Below are 21,289 nucleotides of genomic sequence, written 5' to 3' on the forward strand. Positions count from 1 at the left end.
GCCGGTGGTACCAAGTGGCTTATTTTCCCGACGCCTTTCTAAACCAAATGCGTGAAGCAATGCCTTCCACGCTCTCATTTGATGATTTTCTCGCTGCCTGCCAGCGTCCGCTTCGTCGCAGCATCCGCGTCAATACGCTGAAAATCTCCGTTGCCGACTTCCTCACTCTGACAGCACCTTACAACTGGTCGCTCACTCCGATACCCTGGTGCGCTGAAGGTTTCTGGATCGAACGCGATGATGAAAAGTCAGTACCACTCGGCAGTACCGCGGAACATTTAAGCGGCCTGTTTTATATTCAGGAAGCCAGCTCAATGCTGCCGGTCGCCGCGCTGTTTGCCGATGGTAACACTCCAGATCGCGTGATGGATGTCGCGGCAGCCCCCGGCTCCAAAACCACGCAAATTGCCGCAAAAATGAAAAATCAGGGCGCAATTCTGGCAAATGAGTTTTCCGCCAGTCGCGTCAAAGTCCTGCATGCCAATATCAGCCGATGCGGGATAGCCAATGTCGCGCTAACCCATTTTGACGGGCGGGTATTTGGCGCAGCGTTGCCAGAAGCCTTCGATGCCATTTTGCTGGACGCGCCGTGTTCCGGTGAAGGCGTGGTGCGTAAAGATCCCGATGCGCTAAAAAACTGGTCGCCAGAAAGTAATCTGGAAATTGCCGCAACCCAGCGCGAACTTCTCGACAGCGCCTTTCATGCCTTGCGTCCCGGCGGCACGTTGGTTTACTCGACCTGCACGCTGAACCGTGACGAAAATGAAGACATTATGCAGTGGTTGATTGAGACCTACCCGGACGCCGTCGAGTTTTTACCACTGGGCGATTTATTCCCTGAGGCTGAACGCGCCCTGACCCCGGAAGGATTCCTGCATGTGTTCCCGCAGATCTACGATTGTGAAGGTTTTTTCGTCGCGCGTCTGCGCAAAACTGCCGCGATCCCTGCACTACCGACGCCAAAATACAAAGTCGGTAACTTCCCGTTCAGCCCGCTTAAAGGACGTGAATCCGCGCTTGTCACTCAGGCCGCTAACGCCTGTGGATTGCAGTGGGAAGACACTCTGCGCCTGTGGCAGCGTGATAAAGAGATTTGGCTGTTCCCAACCGAGATTGAAACCCTGATCGGCAAAGTCCGCTTTTCCCGACTCGGCATCAAACTCGCTGAAACGCACAATAAAGGGTACCGCTGGCAGCATGAAGCCGTCATTGCTCTCGCCAGCACAAATCACAGCCATGCGTTCGAACTGACCCTTGCCGAAGCCGAAGAGTGGTACCGCGGACGGGATGTCTACCCGCAGACCGCACCGACCACCGACGATGTGCTGGTTACGTTCCAGCATCAGCCGATTGGCCTGGCGAAACGTATTGGATCGCGATTAAAGAATAGCTACCCGCGCGATCTTGTCCGGGATGGCAAACTCTTTACAGGGTAACGCACGTTTTTACTGGCGCTTTTGCTAACGTTGACTACGCTGAAAAATGGACGGCCTAACTGGTCGTACCACAACCAGCAAATAAACGGAGAGCACGATGATGAAAACCAGTGTGCGCATTGGCGCTTTTGAAATCGACGACGCCGAGTTACATGGCGAATCGCCAGGGGACCGAACGTTAACCATTCCGTGTAAATCCGATCCGGATTTATGCATGCAACTTGATGCCTGGGATGCCGACACCAGCGTCCCGGCTCTTCTTAACGGAGAACATTCAGTTCTATTTCGCGAGCACTACGATCGTAAGTCAGATGCCTGGATCATGCGCCTTGCCTGATTCAAAAAGAACCCGTCGCCAGACGGGTTATTTCTTGGTTAATTTCCCTCATCTATCAACATCTTCTACACTACAGGTATGGCTTTACCATTTGAGGATGGAATGTTCACGCTGGTTCTTTTTGTGTGCTACCTGGGTGGCGGTTGTGAAGATATCGTTGTTGATGTCTACAAAACTGAGCAGCAGTGCCTGATATCGATGGACGATCAGCGTATTCGTAACGGCGGATGTTTACCCGCGGATGACTACATCGACAGCTTCTGGCGTCCGGCCCAGGAATACAGCGATTTTTGATTATTGCAGTTGCACCAGCGTCAACTCGCCGCCAAACACCGCACCAGTATCAATATAGTGCAGATTCTCGTGGTCCAGCCGCTGACGCAGAGGCGTATGGCCAAACCAAAAGTGATCCGCGCCGCGAATGCCGTTGCCTTTATTCATCAGCCTTGTGCGATCCCACAGTACCCGCTGTAAATCGACCTCTTTTTGCCACTGATAATTATCATCAGGGTAATCTGCGTGAGCAATAACGTGTATGCCGTTCTGGCAACGCAGCTCCAGAATCCAGGGTAATTGCCGACACGTTTCAAGAGCGGCTTTCGCCGCTGGCTGCTCCGCCTGCGCAAACCACGAACCGCCATTCATAAACCACAGGAATTGCTCCCCGGTTGCCAGCGCGTCCAGCCCCATCTGTTCATGATTCCCTCTGACCGCGATAATCCAGCGTTTACGCAGTAGTTTCAGGCAACGCAAACTGTCAGGTCCGCGGTCGATAACATCCCCCACTGAAACCAGCAGGTCCTGCAACGGATCAAAATGACACAGGCGCAATTTCGCCATCAATAATGAGAAGCAACCGTGGATATCCCCGACCACCCAAACATGTCGCCAGCGCGTCGCTTCCACTCTTTGATAAGCATTGTCAGGCAGTCCCATTTGTCCTCCTGTACACAAATATTGCCCTGTTCTAAATTAAACCATAGCAGTAAAAAACAGTGCGACCGAATCATACATCACGGTCCTACGCTATCCGCGCGTCGACGAGGTACTAACGCGACAGCTTCCAGTTCTGCTTCCAGTTCAGCTACTATAGATTGCAGGTCATAAGTGGGTGCATTACGCGCACGAGCTCTTTCTTCTCTTTTCTGTTTACAACACAATTCCTGATAGAAATCATTAACCGCAGGGATATCCCCGGTAATTTTTATCACATCATGTTCATGATAAAACAGCAACGGCGGCCCACCTTTGGTATCAAATGCAACGGCCTTAAGCGGCGTGAGCTCCATCGCCTCAATAAAACCTTTGTCACAAGTCAATATTCCAGGGAAAAAATATCGCTCATCATTTCCTGTATTGAAGGTAAGTGCTTGCTCTAAATATCGACAATGAGTCAGATCCCAGGCCATACCATGTAATGCCGACCACATATTTTTCGACTTTTTATGTATTTTGTTAAAAAACCTAAATTCTGTCCCTCGTATAAAAAACTCACTCGCTAGAATTAACTCTCTTGTTGCCAAAAAGCATACTTTGGTGTGAGCAAAACTTAATAGATCGATCAATTTATTTTTGAGCGATCTGGCAGGCGATTTGATTTGGATGATACTCATCATAAGAACATAAGCGTAAATACTATCGTGCCTGTCTCTTAACGCATGCCTGAACTCAGAGTCTTTGTTTTTGGTGAGCAGTGAGCTAAAATGTCTGTCGGTATTAAGAAAAAGCTCACCTTGCGATATTTTTGAGGTCAATACTCCGCTGGTTCCTGACTTAACGAGATCAACATCTTTTATAAATTCGTAACCCATCAACTTATCGAATATTTTATGGTGATTCTCTTTCTCATCCAGATTTTTAAGGTTCTCCAGCTCATATAACACAGAGTCTACCTGCGTATTCTGATGAGAAATAAATTTAAATATTTCTTCGATGTCATCATCCAGACCAGAAACTTTACCATTGATATATGGTCTGAGATAACTTAATGCCTGGCTATCAAGAGATATTGAGTAATCTATTTTAAATGTGGAGTGTCCTTTATCGCTGAACATTTCCTCTATGGTTTGAGGATCCATAACTAAAACATTTTCATCATTGAATAAAGAGCGTATAGACGCCCCATGCTTGAATTTCTTGTTAGTTTGAAACCCCGGATATGGCCCTTTAGGCGATGAAAAGACAAATTTATACTCTGGGATTAATAGATAGAAACTGGTGTATAGTTTTAATGCTGCAGAGAGATCTTCAGCATTACCAATCTCCATCACGAGTCTTTCTTTTAACTTTTCCATTTCTTATATCTCGTTATTGAGAAACTGAGTCCATGTATCAGGGGCCAGAACGGCATCAACTGATGGATAATTATACCGCTATTGATACAAGTGAGTCTAAACCTCTCGGCACTAGTGACAACTGAAATGCTGGCGCATAAGCAGACCATACGCCTGGAGAACAGGAAAAAATGGGCATCACGATCTGATCTTTTTCTGCGCAAATGAAGTGTAAATGTTAAAAGCAGTGTGGTATAACGAAGAAATCCCGAATTGTGATATGCGGACAAATTTCGGAAATTTTCGGACATGATGTCCTAAGTGATTGAAATAAAATCCACATAAAAAGAGACCGAATACGATTCCTGTATTCGGTCCAGGGAAATGGCTCTTGGGAGAGAGCCGTGCGCTAAAAGTTGGCATTAATGCAGGCTAAGTTACCCTGCCATTTAAGAATAGATGACAGCGCCAGGTTTTCCAGTCCGCGACTAAAGTGGCCTGAAAAAAAGGACGATTGTCACACATCCAAACGTAAAAACCGCAAGTTCTCCTGAGAGAGCCTTGCGGTTTTTTATTGGAAATCAGAACGCTACATCTGACAATTAGCAGAGCTTTTCTGCACGCTCCACAAACGGGGCGAGGCTCATTTTTTCACCCGGTTTCGCCGGGTCGTCAATCTGGATAATCTCGATCGGCTTCGCCGTAGTTTTCCCACTCTCTACCTGCTGTCTGGCAACATCATTCAATGGGTATTGCACCAGCGTACTGGGATTGATGACATACAGCGCGTTACCTGGACGGCAGGTCAGCATCACCTCTTCCCGATTAAACGCCCACTTATCCTTGCCAACCTCAAAACGGCTGACGGTGATGACCTGTGGCGCAGCCAGCGCGGCCCCTGAACTTGCCAGTAGTAATAACGAGATAATGATTTTTTTCATGCGTTTCGCCAATCCATCAATCAGAAAGGTTCGAGGGTTGCAAACAGGCTGACAATCGCCAGCACAACGGCCCCAATTCCCCATTCCAGCTTAGTCATCCAAACAAAATAGAGTGTCATACTGCGGTTATCCTGCCGCATGCGTGGTACCAGAACATACCGATTCACCAGCGCAATCGCCACCATTAGCATCACCAGAGCACCTTTTAACAAAAGCAGTTGCCCGTAAGCCATGTGCCAGGGAACAGAAAAACCAACAATAAACAGCGCATTCATGATACCGGTAAGTAAAACTCCGATAACGAAAAGATGCCCGTAGCGGGAGAAACGCATCATAGTATTGATGGCCTGTTCCCGCCAGCGGCCTTGCGCCATTTGCATACAGTAAAGTACGGGCAGCAAACCACCGAACCAGGCGGCAGCGCATACCAAATGCAAGGCGTGGTTAACCTGCTGGATTGCCCCTGCGATACCGCTATGCAGCGTCGCGTGTCCGACGCCAGCCAGCAAAATAAACTGCGCAATCGTCAGCATTAACAGCCGTCGCGGCATGCTGCGCGGTACTATAATTACCACCACCAGCGTGACCAGTGCGAGGATAATCTGCCATAACCACACGCCGCCAAACTGCGTTTGCAACACGGCGCCCCATATGTCACTAGAAATAACATCCCGCCAGCCTGAGCCCATTAAACCACCCTGGATCGCCAGCATCAGCGTCGCGCTAATAAAGCTCCACGCTGCGGCATGTCGTTGTAGACGCAAAAAACGACGCATCATTAAACGACGAACCGAAACGGGAGCCAGCCATGCGCCGTAGAGCGCACAGCCAAACACCAGCATCAACGTGGTAAAATGGATAAACCGTAGTGCAACCCAGGTAAATTCCAGCATCGGTTATTTCACGCTAAAGGTATATTGCCCCTTTGTCTTATGACCATCCACGGAGACGACGTGCCAGTCGACAGTATATTTTCCGGCCTTAAGCGTTTGAGCAAGTGGAATAATCAGTTGTGTTTTGTCCTGTTCACTGCGTGATGCCTTGCCCGTTTTGATCTGTTCTTTGTTTGGGCCTGTTAGCGTTGCGCCGCTGAATCCCGGCTCAACACCTTCTGAGAAATTTAGCGTCAACGCCTGAGGAGATACCGCAACATCGGCATTAGCCGCCGGGCTTTGTTTTGTCAGGTGAGCATGAGCCAGGGCGGCGGGAGTTGCCAGAACGCTGGCGAGTACGATGAGAGCGTTGCGAAGCTTAGATGCAGATGAAGCCATTTCAACTATTCCTTTTTGTTATGTCTAATCTATAGAGAATAACCTTCTACAATGATCGAGTCGAGAATCATCATTTCGGTCTTGCCATTAATGCACACTCTTAGTAACTTTGCGCGCCGAAAGACAGAGAAAAGGAGAAGCCCATGAACATCAATCTGGCCAAACTTGAGCAAGCTGAAATGGATAAGGTCAATGTTGACCTGGCCGCGGCGGGTGTCGCATTTAAGGAGCGATACAACATGCCGGTTGTTGCCGAAGTCGTTGAGCGTGAACAGCCCGAACATTTACGCGACTGGTTTCGGGAAAGACTGATCGCACATCGTCTGGCATCCGTTTCCCTTTCACGTTTACCCTACGAGCCTAAAGTTAAATAAAACTTATATTACGTTACGATTCCTTACATGATGCCTGCTACAGTATAAGTATATTCTTAATCTATACTTTAAAGATGGTTGTAGACACTATGAAAAGGAAATCATTATGTCACACTGGAAAATCGCAGCAGCACAGTACGAACCTCTTCAGACCTCAGTTACCGAACATGTCGCGCATCACCTGCAATTCATTCAGGCAGCCGCTCAATGCCAATGTGAATTGCTGGTTTTCCCCTCCCTTTCCCTGTTGGGTTGTGTTGATGAGAATGACGCGCTCCCTGCCCCACCCGATGAAGCGTTGTTAGAACCTCTCGCGCATGCTGCCGTGACTTATCGCATGACGATTATTGCGGGGCTATCGGTAGAACATAACAATCGGTTCGTAAAAGGTATCGCGCTTTTCTCTCCCTGGATGACCTCCCCCTTAACGTTTCACCAGAGCCACGGGGCCTGTATCGCCAGACAGCAAAATGCCATCAGCGTTGTGGATAGCCAGCCGGAAGGTATCGATATCGACCCGGCGTACTCGCTATTCACCAGCAGTCAGTCTGTCAGTGAGCCCGAATTGCTCTCCTCCACATCTCGTCTACAGAGTTTCTCGCATAAATTTGCCATCGCGGTATTAATGGCCAATGCGCGTGGCAGCAGCGCGTTATGGGATGAGCAAGGTCGATTGATTGTTCGCGCAGACAGCGGTTCCTTACTCTTAACCGGTCAACGCACGCCACGGGGTTGGCAAGGTGATATCATTCCTTTACGCTAATCGTTTTGGGTCAGGAGCATGGCATGTTGCGCATAATAGATACAGAAACCTGTGGTCTGCAGGGAGGCATTGTTGAGATTGCTTCTGTCGATGTGGTTGACGGAAAAATAGTCAATCCCATGAGCCACCTGGTGCGTCCTGACCGCCCCATCAGCCCTCAGGCGATGGCAATTCATCGCATTACGGAAGCGATGGTGGCCGATAAGCCGTGGATTGAAGATGTCATCCCCCAATATTACGGCAGCGAATGGTACGTGGCGCACAATGCAAGTTTTGATCGCCGCGTATTACCCGACATGCCCGGGGAGTGGATTTGCACCATGAAACTCTCCCGTCGTTTGTGGCCAGGAATCAAATACAGCAACATGGCGCTGTATAAATCCCGCAAGCTGAGCGTGCAGACGCCAGCTGGCCTGCATCATCACCGTGCCCTGTACGACTGCTACATCACCGCGGCACTGCTGATCGACATCATACAGACGTCAGGCTGGTCAGCAGAACAGATGGTCGATATTACCGGCCGTCCTGCGTTACTTACTACTTTCACTTTCGGCAAGTATCGCGGAAAACCTGTATCAGAAGTGGCTGAACGCGATCCGGGCTATCTGCGCTGGTTATTTAATAACCTCGACAGTATGAGCCCGGAGCTGCGCTTAACGCTGAAACACTATCTGGATAACGCCTGAGCAGACGCCTGTCCAGGCAGTGTCCCCTGCGCCAGTCCGATCAAAAACGCGTATTCCAGGGCCACGCCTTCGTATGATTTAAAACGCCCTGATTTTCCGCCATGCCCGGAATCCATATCCGTGCAGAGTAACAGCAGACGATCGTCCGTTTTCAGCTCGCGCAGTTTTGCCACCCATTTTGCCGGTTCCCAGTATTGCACCTGGGAGTCGTGTAATCCCGTCGTAACCAGCAGATGAGGATAATCTTGCGCTGTAACATTGTCATACGGGCTGTAGCTTTTCATGTAGGTGTAATACTCTTCGTCCTGCGGATTCCCCCACTCTTCAAACTCACCGGTCGTCAGGGGAATGGACTCATCCAGCATCGTGGTCACCACATCGACAAAAGGCACCTGCGCAATGACGCCATGGAAGAGTTCCGGGCGCTCATTAATGGCAACACCCATTAACATTCCTCCGGCGCTCCCCCCCATGCCATAACACAGCAAAGGCGCGCCATAACCCATTTTTAGCAGTGCGTCGCAGACGTCCAGGTAGTCATTGAAGGTATTTTTCTTGAGCAGAAACTTACCGTCTTCGTACCACTGCTGTCCTAACTCGCCGCCGCCACGCACATGAGCAATGGCATAAACAAAGCCGCGATCCAGTAAGCTCAAGCGGCTGCTGCTGAAATCGGCGTCCATGCTGGCGCCATACGAGCCATAGCCGTAGACCAGTAACGGGTTTTTCCCTTTCAGGAAATACTTTTGATGGTAAACCAGCGAAACCGGAACTTCGGTGCCATCACGCGCGGTGATCCAGACGTGTTCGCTACGGTAGTTCGCCGCATCAAATCCTGGGACCTCCGTCTGTTTGAGTACGCGACGCTCTCCGGTGTCCATATCCAGTTCAAACAGCGTGTCCGGTGTGGTCATGGAGGAATAGCCGTAACGCAGGCGCGATGTCTCAGGTTCTGGATTATAGGCAAGCCATGTCACATACGCCGGATCATCAAAAGCGATACCGACCACTTCGCGCGTTTTACGATTAATCTGTCGCAGGCTGGTTAAGCCCCGCTGACGCTCTTCCACCACCAGCCAGTCTGTGAACAGCGTAAAGCCCTCCAACATGACGCTGTCGCGCGGCGGGATCAGCGTCTCCCAGGCTTGTTCATCACGCACACGGGTATGGTACAGGCCGAAATTTTTACCCTGACGGTTGGAACGCAGATAAAACGTATGCTGATAGTGATCGAGACTGTACTCGTGATCTTTGCGTCGCGCTAAAAAGACTAACGGCTCGGCATCCGCCAGTTCTGCGTCAAGCAGCAAAACCTCACTGGTGGTCGCGCTGGCGATATGAATAACCACATAATGTAACGAGGTCGTTTTATGCAGACTGACATAAAACATGTCATCGGCTTCTTCATACACCAGCTCATCCAGTGATGACGGCGAGCCGACGGTATGCCGCCACACTTGATACGGGAGCAGCGTCGTTGCGTGTTTGCGCACGTAATAGAAGGTTTGCGAGTCATTCGCCCAGACCAGATCCGCTTCAACGTTTTCCAGCACTTCCGGATACCAGTTGCCGCTTTGCAGATTGCGAAAACGCACGCCATATTGCCGACGAGAGAGATAATCTTCGGCCAACGCCATGATGGTGTTATCCGGAGATATCGCCAGTCCCCCCAGCGTATAAAACTCACTGTGGGCCGCGCGCTGGTTACCATCCAGCAAGGTGTCCCATTCATCCCACTCTTCACTGAAGGCAGACTGACGCTGATAAATGGCATATTCGCATCCCGGTTCATAAATATGCCGGTAGCGATAACCATTCTTCACATAGGGGGCGGAAGCATCCTGAGGCGGGATACGGTCGATAATCTCTTTCAGGACGCGATCCTGCAATGCCTGCTGCGAGGCCATAATCTGGCGGCCATACGCATTTTCTTGTTGCAGATAATCCAGCACTTCTGGCTGCGAGCGGGTGTCATCTCGCAGCCAGTAATAATTATCAACGCGGGTATCGCCATGATTCGTCATGGCGTAGGGGATACGAGAAGCTTTTGGTAGCATGTCATTGTTCTTTTGCTTAAACATCCTATAAGGGTGGCAAAAGACAGCAATGATGCAAGCGAAACATGCGCCTTAACGGTAAGTAATTAACCCGGTAAAGCCTGTTTTTGTTCCTTGAGATCCTGTTCAATGCCTTCACGAACATCCTGCGGGATCTTCAACGCATCGCCCAGCGCGTTCAGATAGCTACGCTCCATAAAGTGGTCGATATCAATCGCCGCACAGCTCAGGAAGTAAATTTCCAGCGCCTCTTCTTCGTTGCGGATCCCTTGTGCCAGGCGCTGAGGATCTAACGGTTGTTCAATGGCGCGTTCGATCAGAATGCGGCCCTGCTCTTCCACGCCTGCTTCACGGAGCTGCTGCTCAATGGCGGTACGTTCTTTGGCATCAATATGACCATCGCTTTTCGCCGCAAAAACCAGCGCCAGGATCAGTCGTTCGGTTCGCTCATCCAGCGGCGAGCTTTGTGCACCGAACTGCGGCTCACCCTGATGCGCCGCGCGAACCTTATCCTTGTATTTGTTCCATAACACAGTACCGGCAACCGCACCGCCGCCCACCAGAAGCGCGCTGGTGCCGTATTTACTCAGTAATTTACGTGAAGATTTGTTGGCAACCAGTAATCCTGCCAGACCGCCTAACGCGCCGGGAACCAGAAGTTTACTCAGCCCTTGCTCACCAGAAGATGACGCGGAAGATCCTTTTTGCCCAAGAAGAGATTGAAGTTGATTCAGCCAGTTAGCCATGTTGCCCTCAAGTACAGACGAATAATCATCAAAGCGTACCCGAGGGGATGTCAGGAAGTGTTCAGGTCATCAAAAGAAGTGCAAATACCTTCTACCTTCGTTACTGCGACTGATACTCCGCCGTTCCGGCTTTGCAGTCGACTTTTACCTGGTAGTGAATATCCGCGCTTTTACCGCGAACCGTGAGGGGAACTGACCATTTCCCATCTTTGCCCGTAATATCGGGCGTGTTGACCCAGGCGACAGGATCGGCTTGCCCGACGCGTTTTTGATCGTCAGCCCAGCGCGCAATGCGATTTTGCTGATAATCACGTTTCACGCTCGCCGCGATACCGTCAGCATTCAGTCCTTCGCACTTGGGGAACTGAACTTTCTTGCTTTCCATATTTGCCGCAAATACAGATACGCTGGCAGATAACAACAGCAGGCTCAACAACGCTCTTTTTTTATACATTCTTTTCTCCTTAATCTCCCCTTCGTCCTTCAGGTTGCCTGTTGCAACGTGAAAAGACGTCAGGGATTGCACAATGATTCAGGGAAAAGCATGGTACAAAACGTCAGGAGCGCAAGTCGTTTCAGGCAGCCTGAGTATCATCCTCAGCGTGCGCATCGTTTTCGACCGCCTGCGGAGAGGGCAGCTTGCCGTTTTTCAGAATGGCGCTCAGCACATCTTTCTGCTCAGCCAGCCACAGGGAAAGCGCTTCGCGCTGCTCGTCTTCGAGCGCTACCGGCGATTGCTCCAGCCATGTGTCGAGCAAATCTGCTGTATCAAGCATTTTGTCATACGCATCGGCTTCCTTTTTGCTGGTAAACGACATTTTTTCCTCACCTTCCCGAATGACTACGTATTTAACTTCAACCGCCATTTTTGCAGCCTCTTAAATTACCTGTATTTATGTACAGTATATTCTTTTTGCGCCTTGAAATCAACCTGGTAATAAAGACAGACGCAAACGTTTTCGTATATACTGCGCCCAGATAAAACAGGGGATTAATTTATGACGTTATTAGGCACAGCGCTGCGTCCCGCAGCAACGCGAGTGATGTTATTAGGTTCAGGTGAACTGGGTAAAGAGGTAGCGATTGAATGCCAACGCCTGGGTGTGGAAGTCATTGCCGTGGATCGTTACCCCGACGCGCCAGCCATGCACGTTGCCCATCGCTCATACGTAATCAACATGCTGGATGGCGATGCTTTACGCCAGCTCGTCGAGCGTGAAAAACCACATTATATCGTGCCGGAAATAGAGGCGATTGCCACGGATATGCTGGTAAAACTGGAACAAGACGGTCACAACATCGTGCCGTGCGCCCGAGCGACGCAGTTGACCATGAACCGCGAAGGAATCCGTCGTCTCGCCGCCGAAGAATTATCTCTACCGACCTCTTCTTACCGCTTTGCTGACAGCGAAGCCCGCTTTCGCGAGGCCGTCGCCGAAATCGGCTATCCCTGCATCGTGAAGCCGGTAATGAGTTCCTCCGGTAAGGGACAGAGCTTTATTCGTTCCGCCGATCGACTCACTGAAGCCTGGAATTATGCTCAACAAGGCGGCCGAGCAGGTGCCGGACGCGTTATCGTCGAAGGCGTAGTGAATTTTGATTTTGAAATCACCCTGCTTACCGTCAGCGCCGTTGATGGCGTACATTTCTGCGCACCGGTAGGACATCGTCAGGAAGATGGCGATTATCGCGAATCCTGGCAGCCGCAGCAGATGAGTGACCTGGCGCTGGCTCGAGCGCAGGAGATTGCCCGTAAGGTGGTGCTGGCGCTGGGCGGCCACGGTCTGTTTGGGGTAGAGCTATTTGTCTGCGGTGATGAGGTCATTTTCAGCGAAGTTTCCCCTCGCCCTCACGACACGGGTATGGTGACCTTGATTTCGCAGGATCTGTCTGAGTTTGCCCTGCATGTACGCGCATTTCTCGGTCTGCCGGTTGGCGCAATCCGTCAGTATGGACCTTCTGCTTCCGCCGTTATTCTGCCGCAGCTTACCAGCCAGAATGTCACGTTCGATAACGTACAGGCCGCTGTGGGCACAGGTATGCAAGTCAGATTCTTCGGCAAGCCAGACATCGACGGGAGCCGTCGTATGGGCGTTGTGCTGGCAACAGCGCAGAGTATTGAAGACGCGGTGACACGCGCGAAAGACGCGGCGGCACAGGTGAAAGTCGCAGGATAAAAAACGGGCCAGATGGCCCGTTTCAGACTCGCAGGCCCGGTAATGATTACCGGGCATTTTGCGTTATTACAGCTTCGCGCCTTCTACTGCTTCACGAGCCAGCTTGGTAATGCGTGCGTAATCGCCAGCTTCCAGGGCATCTGCCGGAACCAGCCAGGAACCACCGATGCACAGCACGCTTTTCAGTGCCAGGTAATCACGGTAGTTCGCCGGCGAAATACCGCCGGTTGGGCAGAAACGGACCTGAGAGAACGGACCCGCAATTGCCTGCAGCGCTTTAGTACCGCCGTTGGCTTCCGCCGGGAAGAATTTGAACTCTTTCAAACCGTAGTCCATACCCAGCATCAGTTCAGACACGGTGCTGATGCCAGGGATCAGCGGAATAGTGCCTTCAGTTGCAGCTTTCAGCAGCGGCTCGGTCAGGCCCGGGCTGATAGCAAACTGCGCACCCGCTTCAGTGACTTCAGCCAGCTGTTGTGGATTCAGTACGGTACCCGCACCAACGATAGCGTCGGGAACTTCTTTTGCGATCGCGCGAATGGCATCCATCGCACATGCGGTACGTAAGGTCACTTCCAGAACGCGCACGCCCCCTGCAACCAGCGCTTTTGCCATTGGCACCGCGTGTTCCAGCTTATTAACCACGATAACCGGTACAACCGGGCCAGTGGTCAGGATTGCTTCTGCACTTGTCTTCCAGTTTTTCATCAGAGTTTTCTCTCGCCTGATTACAAAATAAGTCTTAAAAAGTGATACAGGTTGCGCCCTGCTCCGCACCGGACAGCTTTTCACGCAACGCGCTGAACATTTCACGTCCCGTACCCACACGCGATGCGCTGAGATCAGGAATGTGTGGCTGACGGGAGGCAAGTTCCTCTTCATCCACCAGCAGCGTCAATTCACCTGTCTGTCCATTCACACGAATGATGTCGCCATCGCGTACTTTTGCCAGCAGCCCGCCATCATAGGCTTCCGGGGTTACATGGATTGCTGAAGGCACTTTACCTGAAGCACCTGAAAGTCGTCCATCGGTAACTAACGCAATTTTGAAACAACGGTCCAATAATACACCAAGTGGCGGCATGAGTTTATGTAATTCTGGCATTCCGTTCGCTTTTGGTCCCTGATGGCGCACAACCACCACGCAATCCCGGTCAAGCAGACCCGCATCGAACGCGGGTAAGACATCATGCTGACTTTCAAAGACAACTGCCGGCGCTTCAATAATCTGGTTTTCTACTGGTACCGCCGACGTTTTCATCACCGCACGCCCGAGGTTACCGCTCAGCACTTTGGTGCCGCCGTGGTGGGAGAATGGTTGGTCAAAGGTGGCGATCACGTTGTTGTCCAGAGACTTCACCGCCCCTTCGCGCCAGTCCAGTTCACCCTCCTTAAGCCACGGCTCCATGGTGTAGCGGGATAAACCGAATCCGGCAACGGTGTTCACATCTTCATGTAGCAGACCCGCATTAAGCAGTTCACGCATTAACACCGGTACGCCACCCGCGGCCTGGAAGTGGTTAATATCTGCTGGACCATTCGGGTACAGACGCGCCATCAGCGGCACGATATCGGACAGATCGGAGAAATCATCCCAGTTAATCAGAATCCCGGCCGCACGCGCCATAGCCACCAGGTGCATCGTATGGTTGGTAGAGCCCCCGGTCGCCAGCAGCGCCACAATACCGTTCACTACCACTTTTTCATCGATCATTTTACCGATCGGCATCCATTCATTGCCATTGCCGGTCAGGCGTGTTACCTGACGGGCTGCTGCCGCTGTCAGCGCTTCACGCAGCGGCGCATCAGGATGTACAAATGAGGAGCCAGGCAGTTGCATACCCATAAACTCCACCACCATCTGGTTAGTATTCGCCGTGCCGTAGAACGTACAGGTACCCGGAGCGTGATAAGACGCCGCTTCGGATTCAAGAAGCGCCATGCGATCGACTTTACCTTCAGCATACAGCTGACGGATACGCACTTTTTCTTTGTTCGCCAGACCGCTCGCCATCGGACCGGAAGGAATAAAGATTGACGGCAGATGACCAAATGACAGCGCAGCCATTACCAGACCCGGGACAATTTTGTCGCATACGCCGAGGAACAACGCGCCGTCGAACATGTTGTGGGAAAGGCCCACTGCAGCAGACATCGCAATCACTTCACGACTGAGCAGCGAAAGCTCCATCCCATCCTGTCCCTGGGTCACACCGTCGCACATTGCAGGTACACCGCCAGCAACCTGGCCTACTGCATTGGCTTCATGCAGTGCTTTACGAATGATGGCCGGATAGTGTTCATACGGCTGATGCGCGGAAAGCATGTCGTTATAGGAGGTAATGATCGCGATATTGTTACGCAGCATGCTTTTCAGCGAGGCCTTATCGTCCGGCTGACACGCAGCAAAACCATGCGCCAGGTTACCGCATGCCAGTTGCGAGCGATGAACGGTAGTTGATTTCGCTTGTTCAATACGGGCGAGGTAGGCGGAACGTGTGTCACGAGAACGTTCGACGATACGTTGTGTTACGCGTAACAAATTCGGATTCATAGAGGCTCCTAAAATTTATCTGTCAGAGCGTTGGATCAACAATGTGTTTCAGTTGGGTAAAAATAGCTGAATCGCTTGTTGGCCGTAGCTCAGGGGCAAAATCGTTTCAGGCAGTGTAATAAAAAAAGCCCCGCGGGTGAATCCACGCGGAGCTTAAAAGTGCAAAAATTATTCTACAATCTGTGTTAGATCATGTTACCGGTAAAATAACACCTATGGGCTAGATGATATTTTACTCGAATTCGTTCCAGGAACGACCATCTCGGGTAATCATCGCCACAGAAGCAACCGGGCCCCAGGTCCCTGCCTGATACGGCTTCGGCGCGTCGTTGTCCATCGCCCAGGCTTCGGTAATTGAGTCGACCCACTTCCATGCTTCTTCAACTTCATCACGACGCACAAACAGCGCCTGAATTCCGCGCATTGTTTCGAGCAGCAGGCGCTCATAGGCGTCGGCAAGGTGCGTCTGGTTGAAGGTCTCGGAATAGCTCAGATCAAGCTTGGTAATTTGCAGATTATGCTTGTGATCCAGACCCGGCACTTTGTTCAGTACCTGGATATCGACACCTTCATCAGGCTGCAAACGGATGGTCAACTTGTTCTGCGGCAGATCCTGCCAGGATTCTCTGAACAGATTCAGCTCAGGCGTTTTGAAGTAAACCACCACTTCAGAGCACTTCGTCGGTAAACGTTTACCGGTACGCAGGTAGAACGGAACTCCCGCCCAGCGCCAGTTATCGATATCCACACGGATCGCCACAAACGTTTCCGTGTTGCTGCTCTTGTTCGCGCCTTCTTCTTCCAGATACCCCGGCACTTTTTTGCCCTGGGCAAAACCCGCGGTGTACTGACCGCGAACCGTTTTTTCACGTACGTTCGAACGATCGATACGACGCAGCGATTTCAGTACCTTCACTTTTTCATCACGAATGCTGTCGGCGCTCAGATCGGACGGCGGAGACATCGCAATCATGCACAGGATCTGCAGCAGGTGGTTCTGAATCATGTCGCGCATTTGACCTGCCTGGTCAAAATAGCCCCAACGGCCTTCAATACCCACTTCTTCCGCCACGGTAATTTCTACGTGATCGATAGTGCGGTTATCCCAGTTGTTCACAAACAGGGAGTTGGCAAAACGCAGTGCCAGCAGATTCAGGACCGTCTCTTTGCCAAGATAGTGGTCGATACGATAAACCTGACACTCTTCGAAATACTCGCCGACCTGATCGTTGATTTCACGGGATGTTGCCAGCGACGTACCCAGCGGTTTTTCCATCACAACACGGGCTGGTTTAGCATTCAGCTTTGCTTCACCCAGGCCTTTGCAGATCGCGCCAAAGGTGCTCGGCGGCATCGCGAAATAGTTAATGGTGGTACGTGATTTTTGATCCAGCATTTCGCCCAGACGGCTAAACGCGGCGGTGTCATTGACGTCCAGATTACAAAACTCCAGACGACCGCTGAGAGTCTCCCACAAACCTTCGTCGATTTTTTCTTTCATGAAGGTTTCGAGCGCTTCACGCACAACCTTGGTATAGGCTGCTTTGTCCCAGTCGGCACGCCCTACCCCAATGATACGGGTTTCCGGGTTAATCTGGCCGGCCTTTTCCAGTTGATACAGGGAAGGCAGCAATTTCCGCCGCGCCAGGTCGCCCTTCGCGCCGAAAATGACCAGATCACATGCCTGGGCTGTTTGCGTTACCGCCATGTCATTCTCCTCAATTAAGTGCCTGGTGCTTTTGCCAGACACTGGTTGTAATTTTATTACAGTGCACTGTACTGCTTTTACGTGAATCCGGAAACCGTAAACGCTTATCCAGCCGTGCTGTTACCGCGAACAGTCGCTTTATGGGCGTTTGCCGTCGCAAATTGGACAAAAAAGTCGTCTTTTTTCGTACCCCTGAAGACGTAAGAAAACCCGACTCCGATCATGTAATGAAAAAAAACAACAACTATTCTGTCCATTTTGCCCCGTTGCTGCATTAGCAGGGGTAATATCTATACACGAAATTATGCCCCGATTTCTCCGTATCATTGAAATCGTTTTTGCCCATGACCCATGAGTCTACCTACATCATGAATATGCTGGAAAAAATCCAGTTAAAACTGGAACAGTTGAGCAAGTCAGAGCGTAAAGTCGCCGACATTATTCTTGCCTCTCCCGAGCGGGCAATCCATTCAAGCATCGCCACACTTGCTGTGGAAGCCAATGTCAGCGAACCGACGGTGAACCGTTTCTGTCGCAGCATGGATACCCGCGGCTTCCCTGATTTTAAACTGCATCTGGCGCAAAGTCTGGCAAATGGCACCCCTTATGTTAATCGCAATGTGGATGAGGATGACAGCGTAGAATCTTACACGGGGAAAATCTTCGAGTCAGCGATGGCAAGCCTCGACCACGTCCGCCAGTCTCTGGATAACGCAGCGGTAAACCGGGCCGTAGATTTATTAACTCAGGCGAAAAAAATTGCCTTCTTTGGCCTCGGTTCTTCTGCCGCAGTGGCGCATGACGCAATGAATAAATTTTTCCGGTTTAACGTACCGGTAATCTATTCCGACGATATTGTTCTGCAACGCATGAGTTGCATGAATTGTAGCGACGATGACGTCATTGTGCTTATTTCTCATACCGGAAGAACCAAAAGTCTGGTGGAACTGGCGCAGTTGGCGCGGGAAAATGACGCCATGGTTATCGCCCTCACCTCTCCCGGCACGCCACTGGCGCGTGAAGCAACGCTGGCAATTACTCTCGATGTACCGGAAGATACTGACATTTATATGCCCATGGTCTCTCGACTTGCTCAACTGACCGTGATAGATGTGCTGGCTACAGGATTTACTTTGCGCCGTGGGGCAAAATTTAGAGATAACTTGAAGCGTGTCAAGGAAGCGCTCAAGGAATCGCGTTTTGATAAAGAATTACTCATCAAGAGTGATGACCGCTAAAAGCAATAACAATGTTCTACCCTTTTATCATCCGGGTCGTTCATTTACCGTTAATATTTGAGAACGACCGGATTAATGTTCACGCAACACCAAGTTGTTTCAGTCAACGGAGTATTACATGTCCAGAAGGCTTCGCAGAACCAAAATCGTTACCACGTTAGGCCCGGCAACTGACCGCGATAATAACCTTGAAAAGATTATCGCCGCGGGTGCGAACGTCGTACGTATGAACTTTTCTCACGGCTCTCCAGAAGATCACAAACTGCGGGCGGATAAGGTCCGTGAAATTGCCGCAAAACTGGGACGTCATGTAGCTATTTTGGGTGACCTGCAGGGACCTAAAATCCGCGTATCAACCTTTAAAGAAGGTAAAGTATTTCTTAACGTTGGCGACAAGTTCCTGTTAGACGCCAACCTCGGCAAAGGCGAAGGCGACAAAGAAAAAGTCGGTATTGATTATAAAGGACTGCCTGCTGACGTCGTCCCAGGCGATATCCTGCTGCTCGACGACGGTCGCGTACAGCTTAAAGTGCTGGAAGTTCAGGGCATGAAAGTCTTCACCGAAGTTACCGTCGGTGGCCCGCTGTCCAACAATAAGGGCATTAACAAACTGGGCGGCGGTCTCTCTGCTGAAGCCCTGACCGAAAAAGACAAAGCCGACATCGTCACCGCTGCGCAAATCAGCGTTGACTATCTGGCCGTCTCCTTCCCGCGCTGCGGCGAAGATCTGAACTATGCCCGCCGTCTGGCGCGCGACGCTGGCTGCGATGCGAAAATTGTCGCCAAGGTAGAACGTGCAGAAGCCGTCTGCGACCAGAATGCGATGGATGACATCATCCTTGCCTCCGACGTGGTGATGGTGGCGCGTGGCGACCTGGGCGTTGAAATTGGCGATCCTGAGCTGGTAGGTATTCAGAAAGCGTTGATTCGCCGCGCACGTCAGCTGAACCGTGCGGTCATTACCGCCACGCAGATGATGGAGTCGATGATCACCAACCCAATGCCGACCCGTGCGGAAGTGATGGACGTGGCTAACGCCGTCCTCGACGGTACCGATGCCGTTATGCTCTCTGCAGAAACTGCAGCAGGTCAGTACCCAGCTGAAACCGTCGCGGCTATGGCACGCGTCTGTTTGGGTGCTGAGAAGATCCCGAGCATCAATGTTTCTAAACACCGCCTTGACGTGCAGTTTGATAACGTTGAAGAAGCGATTGCCATGTCAGCGATGTATGCCGCTAACCACCTGAAAGGGGTCACCGCTATCATCACAATGACGGAATCCGGTCGTACTGCGCTGATGACTTCACGTATCAGTTCTGGTCTGCCGATTTTCGCGATGTCTCGTCATGAACGTACGCTGAATCTTACTTCCTTGTATCGCGGCGTCACCCCAGTTCACTTTGACAGCGAAACTGACGGCGTCGTTGCCGCCAATGAAGCAGTGAATCTGCTGCGCGATAAAGGCTATCTGGTTTCCGGCGACCTGGTCATTGTGACGCAAGGCGATGTCATGAGCACCATTGGCTCAACGAATACCACGCGTATTCTGACCGTCGAGTAACGCCCCGTTTGATGTAAAAAAGCCTCTCGTTTGAGAGGCTTTTTTTTATTTCTTCGGATAAAGATCTTTGCGCTTATAAGGCTCAATTTCACCGGGTTTGCGCGTCTTAAGCAGTTTTAGAATCCAGGTGTATTGCTCGAGATGCGGCGCCACAAAGATTTCCACTTCTTCGTTCATTCGTCTGGCAATGGTGTGGTCATCCGCCGTCAGGATGTCATCCATCGGAGGACGAACCTGAATCGTTAAGCGATGCGTTTTCCCATTGTATACCGGGAACAGCGGCACCACACGGGCGTGACACACCTTCATCAGGCGGCCAATTGCCGGTAACGTGGCTTTATAGGTAGCAAAAAAATCCACAAACTCGCTGTGCTCAGGACCATGGTCCTGATCCGGCAGGTAGTATCCCCAATATCCCTGACGTACAGACTGAATAAACGGTTTGATGCCATCATTACGCGCATGCAAACGACCACCAAAACGACGGCGTACCGTGCTCCAGACATAATCGAATACCGGATTTCCCTGATTGTGGAACATCGCAGCCATTTTCTGTCCCTGGGAAGCCATCAGCATCGCTGGGATATCTACGCCCCAACCATGAGGAACCAGAAAAATCACTTTTTCATCGTTGCGACGCATCTCTTCGATGATTTCCAGCCCCTGCCAGTCAACCCGATGCTGAATTTTTTCCGGGCCGCGTATGGCGAGTTCCGACATCATGACCATCGCCTGAGGTGCAGTCGCAAACATCTCATCGACAATAGCTTCACGCTCAGCTTCGCTGCGCTCAGGAAAGCAGAGGGATAAATTGATCAGTGCTCTGCGACGCGAGCTTTTTCCCAGCCGCCCAGCCATTCTTCCGAGCTTTGCCAGAATTGGATCGCGAAATGATGCCGGCGTTAACGAAATACCTGCTATCGCCGCCACGCCCAGCCACGCCCCCCAGTAGCGCGGATGGCGAAATGATTTGTGAAACTCGGGGATATATTCAATATTCTTTTTTTTCGTTTCCATGCTCTTCCAGTGTCTGGTACGGCGAAAAGTAGATCTGCTGATAGTGTAGCGGCGCGCGATGCGCCGTACAAAATAATAAATATCCTCCGGCATAGCCGGAGGTTTTTCGGATGCGCCTATAAGGCTCTGTTACCAGCCGCGCCCTAACAG

The 21,289-nt window shown here is 51.1% G+C and carries 22 protein-coding genes; 9 read left to right on the forward strand and 13 right to left on the reverse strand.

All coding sequences use genetic code 11. The features are described from left to right. Positions 1-14 precede the first annotated feature (14 nt). The 3 genes from rsmF to OGV38_RS23665 all read left to right on the forward strand — a co-directional run bounded on the left by rsmF (position 15) and on the right by OGV38_RS23665 (position 2,067). Positions 15-1,436 (forward strand): 16S rRNA (cytosine(1407)-C(5))-methyltransferase RsmF, encoded by a 1,422-nt coding sequence (gene rsmF / locus OGV38_RS23655; protein WP_115190679.1) that lies wholly within the window; start codon positions 15-17, stop codon positions 1,434-1,436. 100 nt (positions 1,437-1,536) lie between these two features. Beyond that, positions 1,537-1,773, forward strand: coding sequence for a YebV family protein (locus OGV38_RS23660; protein ID WP_029139506.1), 237 nt, complete (start codon positions 1,537-1,539; stop codon positions 1,771-1,773). 102 nt (positions 1,774-1,875) lie between these two features. Beyond that, positions 1,876-2,067: a YdfD/YebW family protein gene (locus OGV38_RS23665; RefSeq protein ID WP_016152779.1), complete on the forward strand. Its 192-nt coding sequence runs from the start codon at positions 1,876-1,878 to the stop codon at positions 2,065-2,067. Here the strand turns inward: OGV38_RS23665 and pphA are convergent, their stop codons facing one another. The 5 genes from pphA to yobA all read right to left on the reverse strand — a co-directional run bounded on the left by pphA (position 2,068) and on the right by yobA (position 6,258). Beyond that, positions 2,068-2,709, reverse strand: a complete 642-nt coding sequence (gene pphA / locus OGV38_RS23670) for a protein-serine/threonine phosphatase (RefSeq protein WP_232585031.1) — start codon at positions 2,707-2,709, stop codon at positions 2,068-2,070. Positions 2,710-2,786: 77 nt separating this feature from the next. Further along, positions 2,787-4,067, reverse strand: coding sequence for a hypothetical protein (locus OGV38_RS23675; protein WP_232585032.1), 1,281 nt, complete (start codon positions 4,065-4,067; stop codon positions 2,787-2,789). A 581-nt stretch (positions 4,068-4,648) separates the two neighbouring features. Continuing rightward, complete coding sequence (locus tag OGV38_RS23680; RefSeq protein WP_003833793.1) at positions 4,649-4,987, reverse strand: YebY family protein; 339 nt, start codon at positions 4,985-4,987, stop codon at positions 4,649-4,651. 20 nt (positions 4,988-5,007) lie between these two features. Next, positions 5,008-5,880 carry a copper homeostasis membrane protein CopD gene (copD, locus tag OGV38_RS23685; RefSeq protein WP_049271209.1) on the reverse strand — a complete coding sequence of 291 codons (873 nt, stop codon included), beginning with the start codon at positions 5,878-5,880 and terminating at the stop codon, positions 5,008-5,010. Between the two features lie 3 nt (positions 5,881-5,883). Beyond that, positions 5,884-6,258 carry a CopC domain-containing protein YobA gene (yobA, locus tag OGV38_RS23690; protein WP_049271207.1) on the reverse strand — a complete coding sequence of 125 codons (375 nt, stop codon included), beginning with the start codon at positions 6,256-6,258 and terminating at the stop codon, positions 5,884-5,886. Positions 6,259-6,401: 143 nt separating this feature from the next. On the opposite strand from yobA, the gene OGV38_RS23695 reads away from it, so the two are divergent. The 3 genes from OGV38_RS23695 (at position 6,402) to exoX (ending at position 8,081) form a co-directional block, all read left to right on the forward strand. Then, positions 6,402-6,632, forward strand: coding sequence for a DNA polymerase III subunit theta (locus OGV38_RS23695; protein WP_003034925.1), 231 nt, complete (start codon positions 6,402-6,404; stop codon positions 6,630-6,632). A 106-nt stretch (positions 6,633-6,738) separates the two neighbouring features. Then, complete coding sequence (locus tag OGV38_RS23700; protein WP_016156222.1) at positions 6,739-7,395, forward strand: carbon-nitrogen hydrolase family protein; 657 nt, start codon at positions 6,739-6,741, stop codon at positions 7,393-7,395. A gap of 23 nt (positions 7,396-7,418) precedes the next feature. Beyond that, positions 7,419-8,081 (forward strand): exodeoxyribonuclease X, encoded by a 663-nt coding sequence (gene exoX / locus OGV38_RS23705; protein WP_016152773.1) that lies wholly within the window; start codon positions 7,419-7,421, stop codon positions 8,079-8,081. Here exoX and ptrB read toward each other — a convergent pair. The 4 genes from ptrB to yebG form a co-directional block, all read right to left on the reverse strand. Further along, on the reverse strand, positions 8,063-10,138 hold the full coding sequence (gene ptrB, locus OGV38_RS23710; protein WP_269517325.1) for an oligopeptidase B: 2,076 nt from the start codon (positions 10,136-10,138) through the stop codon (positions 8,063-8,065). The two genes, exoX and ptrB, sit on opposite strands and share 19 nt — an antisense overlap. An 86-nt stretch (positions 10,139-10,224) precedes the next feature. After that, a complete protein-coding gene (locus tag OGV38_RS23715; protein WP_104652107.1) occupies positions 10,225-10,884 on the reverse strand; it encodes a tellurite resistance TerB family protein in 660 nt (219 codons plus the stop codon). 100 nt (positions 10,885-10,984) lie between these two features. Then, on the reverse strand, positions 10,985-11,338 hold the full coding sequence (gene yebF / locus OGV38_RS23720) for a protein YebF (RefSeq protein WP_016152770.1): 354 nt from the start codon (positions 11,336-11,338) through the stop codon (positions 10,985-10,987). A 121-nt stretch (positions 11,339-11,459) separates the two neighbouring features. Next, positions 11,460-11,750, reverse strand: coding sequence for a DNA damage-inducible protein YebG (gene yebG / locus OGV38_RS23725; protein WP_003833810.1), 291 nt, complete (start codon positions 11,748-11,750; stop codon positions 11,460-11,462). A gap of 132 nt (positions 11,751-11,882) precedes the next feature. On the opposite strand from yebG, the gene purT reads away from it, so the two are divergent. After that, positions 11,883-13,061 carry a formate-dependent phosphoribosylglycinamide formyltransferase gene (purT, locus tag OGV38_RS23730; RefSeq protein WP_016156219.1) on the forward strand — a complete coding sequence of 393 codons (1,179 nt, stop codon included), beginning with the start codon at positions 11,883-11,885 and terminating at the stop codon, positions 13,059-13,061. 66 nt (positions 13,062-13,127) lie between these two features. Here the strand turns inward: purT and kdgA are convergent, their stop codons facing one another. The 3 genes from kdgA to zwf all read right to left on the reverse strand — a co-directional run bounded on the left by kdgA (position 13,128) and on the right by zwf (position 17,323). After that, positions 13,128-13,769, reverse strand: a complete 642-nt coding sequence (gene kdgA, locus OGV38_RS23735; RefSeq protein WP_016152768.1) for a bifunctional 4-hydroxy-2-oxoglutarate aldolase/2-dehydro-3-deoxy-phosphogluconate aldolase — start codon at positions 13,767-13,769, stop codon at positions 13,128-13,130. A gap of 34 nt (positions 13,770-13,803) precedes the next feature. Next, positions 13,804-15,615: a phosphogluconate dehydratase gene (gene edd / locus OGV38_RS23740; protein WP_286475244.1), complete on the reverse strand. Its 1,812-nt coding sequence runs from the start codon at positions 15,613-15,615 to the stop codon at positions 13,804-13,806. Between the two features lie 232 nt (positions 15,616-15,847). Then, entirely contained in the window at positions 15,848-17,323 is a 1,476-nt protein-coding gene (gene zwf, locus OGV38_RS23745; protein ID WP_003034896.1) for a glucose-6-phosphate dehydrogenase, read from the reverse strand. 368 nt (positions 17,324-17,691) lie between these two features. On the opposite strand from zwf, the gene OGV38_RS23750 reads away from it, so the two are divergent. Next, a complete protein-coding gene (locus tag OGV38_RS23750; protein ID WP_019076523.1) occupies positions 17,692-18,561 on the forward strand; it encodes a MurR/RpiR family transcriptional regulator in 870 nt (289 codons plus the stop codon). 118 nt (positions 18,562-18,679) lie between these two features. Beyond that, on the forward strand, positions 18,680-20,122 hold the full coding sequence (pyk, locus tag OGV38_RS23755) for a pyruvate kinase (RefSeq protein WP_046276423.1): 1,443 nt from the start codon (positions 18,680-18,682) through the stop codon (positions 20,120-20,122). 45 nt (positions 20,123-20,167) lie between these two features. Here the strand turns inward: pyk and lpxM are convergent, their stop codons facing one another. Further along, positions 20,168-21,139 carry a lauroyl-Kdo(2)-lipid IV(A) myristoyltransferase gene (lpxM, locus tag OGV38_RS23760; RefSeq protein ID WP_286475247.1) on the reverse strand — a complete coding sequence of 324 codons (972 nt, stop codon included), beginning with the start codon at positions 21,137-21,139 and terminating at the stop codon, positions 20,168-20,170. Positions 21,140-21,289 lie beyond the last annotated feature (150 nt).

It is taken from the genome of Citrobacter sp. Cb080 (assembly GCF_030334745.1).
Classification (GTDB): domain Bacteria; phylum Pseudomonadota; class Gammaproteobacteria; order Enterobacterales; family Enterobacteriaceae; genus Citrobacter; species Citrobacter braakii.

Coding starts and splice junctions, on each gene's coding strand:
- OGV38_RS23660 (WP_029139506.1), top strand. CDS start 1,537: ATGAAAACCAGTGTGCGCATTGGCGCTTTTGAAATCGACGACGCCGAG.
- OGV38_RS23665 (WP_016152779.1), top strand. CDS start 1,876: ATGTTCACGCTGGTTCTTTTTGTGTGCTACCTGGGTGGCGGTTGTGAA.
- pphA (WP_232585031.1), bottom strand. CDS start 2,709: ATGGGACTGCCTGACAATGCTTATCAAAGAGTGGAAGCGACGCGCTGG.
- OGV38_RS23675 (WP_232585032.1), bottom strand. CDS start 4,067: ATGGAAAAGTTAAAAGAAAGACTCGTGATGGAGATTGGTAATGCTGAA.
- OGV38_RS23680 (WP_003833793.1), bottom strand. CDS start 4,987: ATGAAAAAAATCATTATCTCGTTATTACTACTGGCAAGTTCAGGGGCC.
- copD (WP_049271209.1), bottom strand. CDS start 5,880: ATGCTGGAATTTACCTGGGTTGCACTACGGTTTATCCATTTTACCACG.
- yobA (WP_049271207.1), bottom strand. CDS start 6,258: ATGGCTTCATCTGCATCTAAGCTTCGCAACGCTCTCATCGTACTCGCC.
- OGV38_RS23695 (WP_003034925.1), top strand. CDS start 6,402: ATGAACATCAATCTGGCCAAACTTGAGCAAGCTGAAATGGATAAGGTC.
- OGV38_RS23700 (WP_016156222.1), top strand. CDS start 6,739: ATGTCACACTGGAAAATCGCAGCAGCACAGTACGAACCTCTTCAGACC.
- exoX (WP_016152773.1), top strand. CDS start 7,419: ATGTTGCGCATAATAGATACAGAAACCTGTGGTCTGCAGGGAGGCATT.
- ptrB (WP_269517325.1), bottom strand. CDS start 10,138: ATGCTACCAAAAGCTTCTCGTATCCCCTACGCCATGACGAATCATGGC.
- OGV38_RS23715 (WP_104652107.1), bottom strand. CDS start 10,884: ATGGCTAACTGGCTGAATCAACTTCAATCTCTTCTTGGGCAAAAAGGA.
- yebF (WP_016152770.1), bottom strand. CDS start 11,338: ATGTATAAAAAAAGAGCGTTGTTGAGCCTGCTGTTGTTATCTGCCAGC.
- yebG (WP_003833810.1), bottom strand. CDS start 11,750: ATGGCGGTTGAAGTTAAATACGTAGTCATTCGGGAAGGTGAGGAAAAA.
- purT (WP_016156219.1), top strand. CDS start 11,883: ATGACGTTATTAGGCACAGCGCTGCGTCCCGCAGCAACGCGAGTGATG.
- kdgA (WP_016152768.1), bottom strand. CDS start 13,769: ATGAAAAACTGGAAGACAAGTGCAGAAGCAATCCTGACCACTGGCCCG.
- edd (WP_286475244.1), bottom strand. CDS start 15,615: ATGAATCCGAATTTGTTACGCGTAACACAACGTATCGTCGAACGTTCT.
- zwf (WP_003034896.1), bottom strand. CDS start 17,323: ATGGCGGTAACGCAAACAGCCCAGGCATGTGATCTGGTCATTTTCGGC.
- OGV38_RS23750 (WP_019076523.1), top strand. CDS start 17,692: ATGAATATGCTGGAAAAAATCCAGTTAAAACTGGAACAGTTGAGCAAG.
- pyk (WP_046276423.1), top strand. CDS start 18,680: ATGTCCAGAAGGCTTCGCAGAACCAAAATCGTTACCACGTTAGGCCCG.
- lpxM (WP_286475247.1), bottom strand. CDS start 21,139: ATGGAAACGAAAAAAAAGAATATTGAATATATCCCCGAGTTTCACAAA.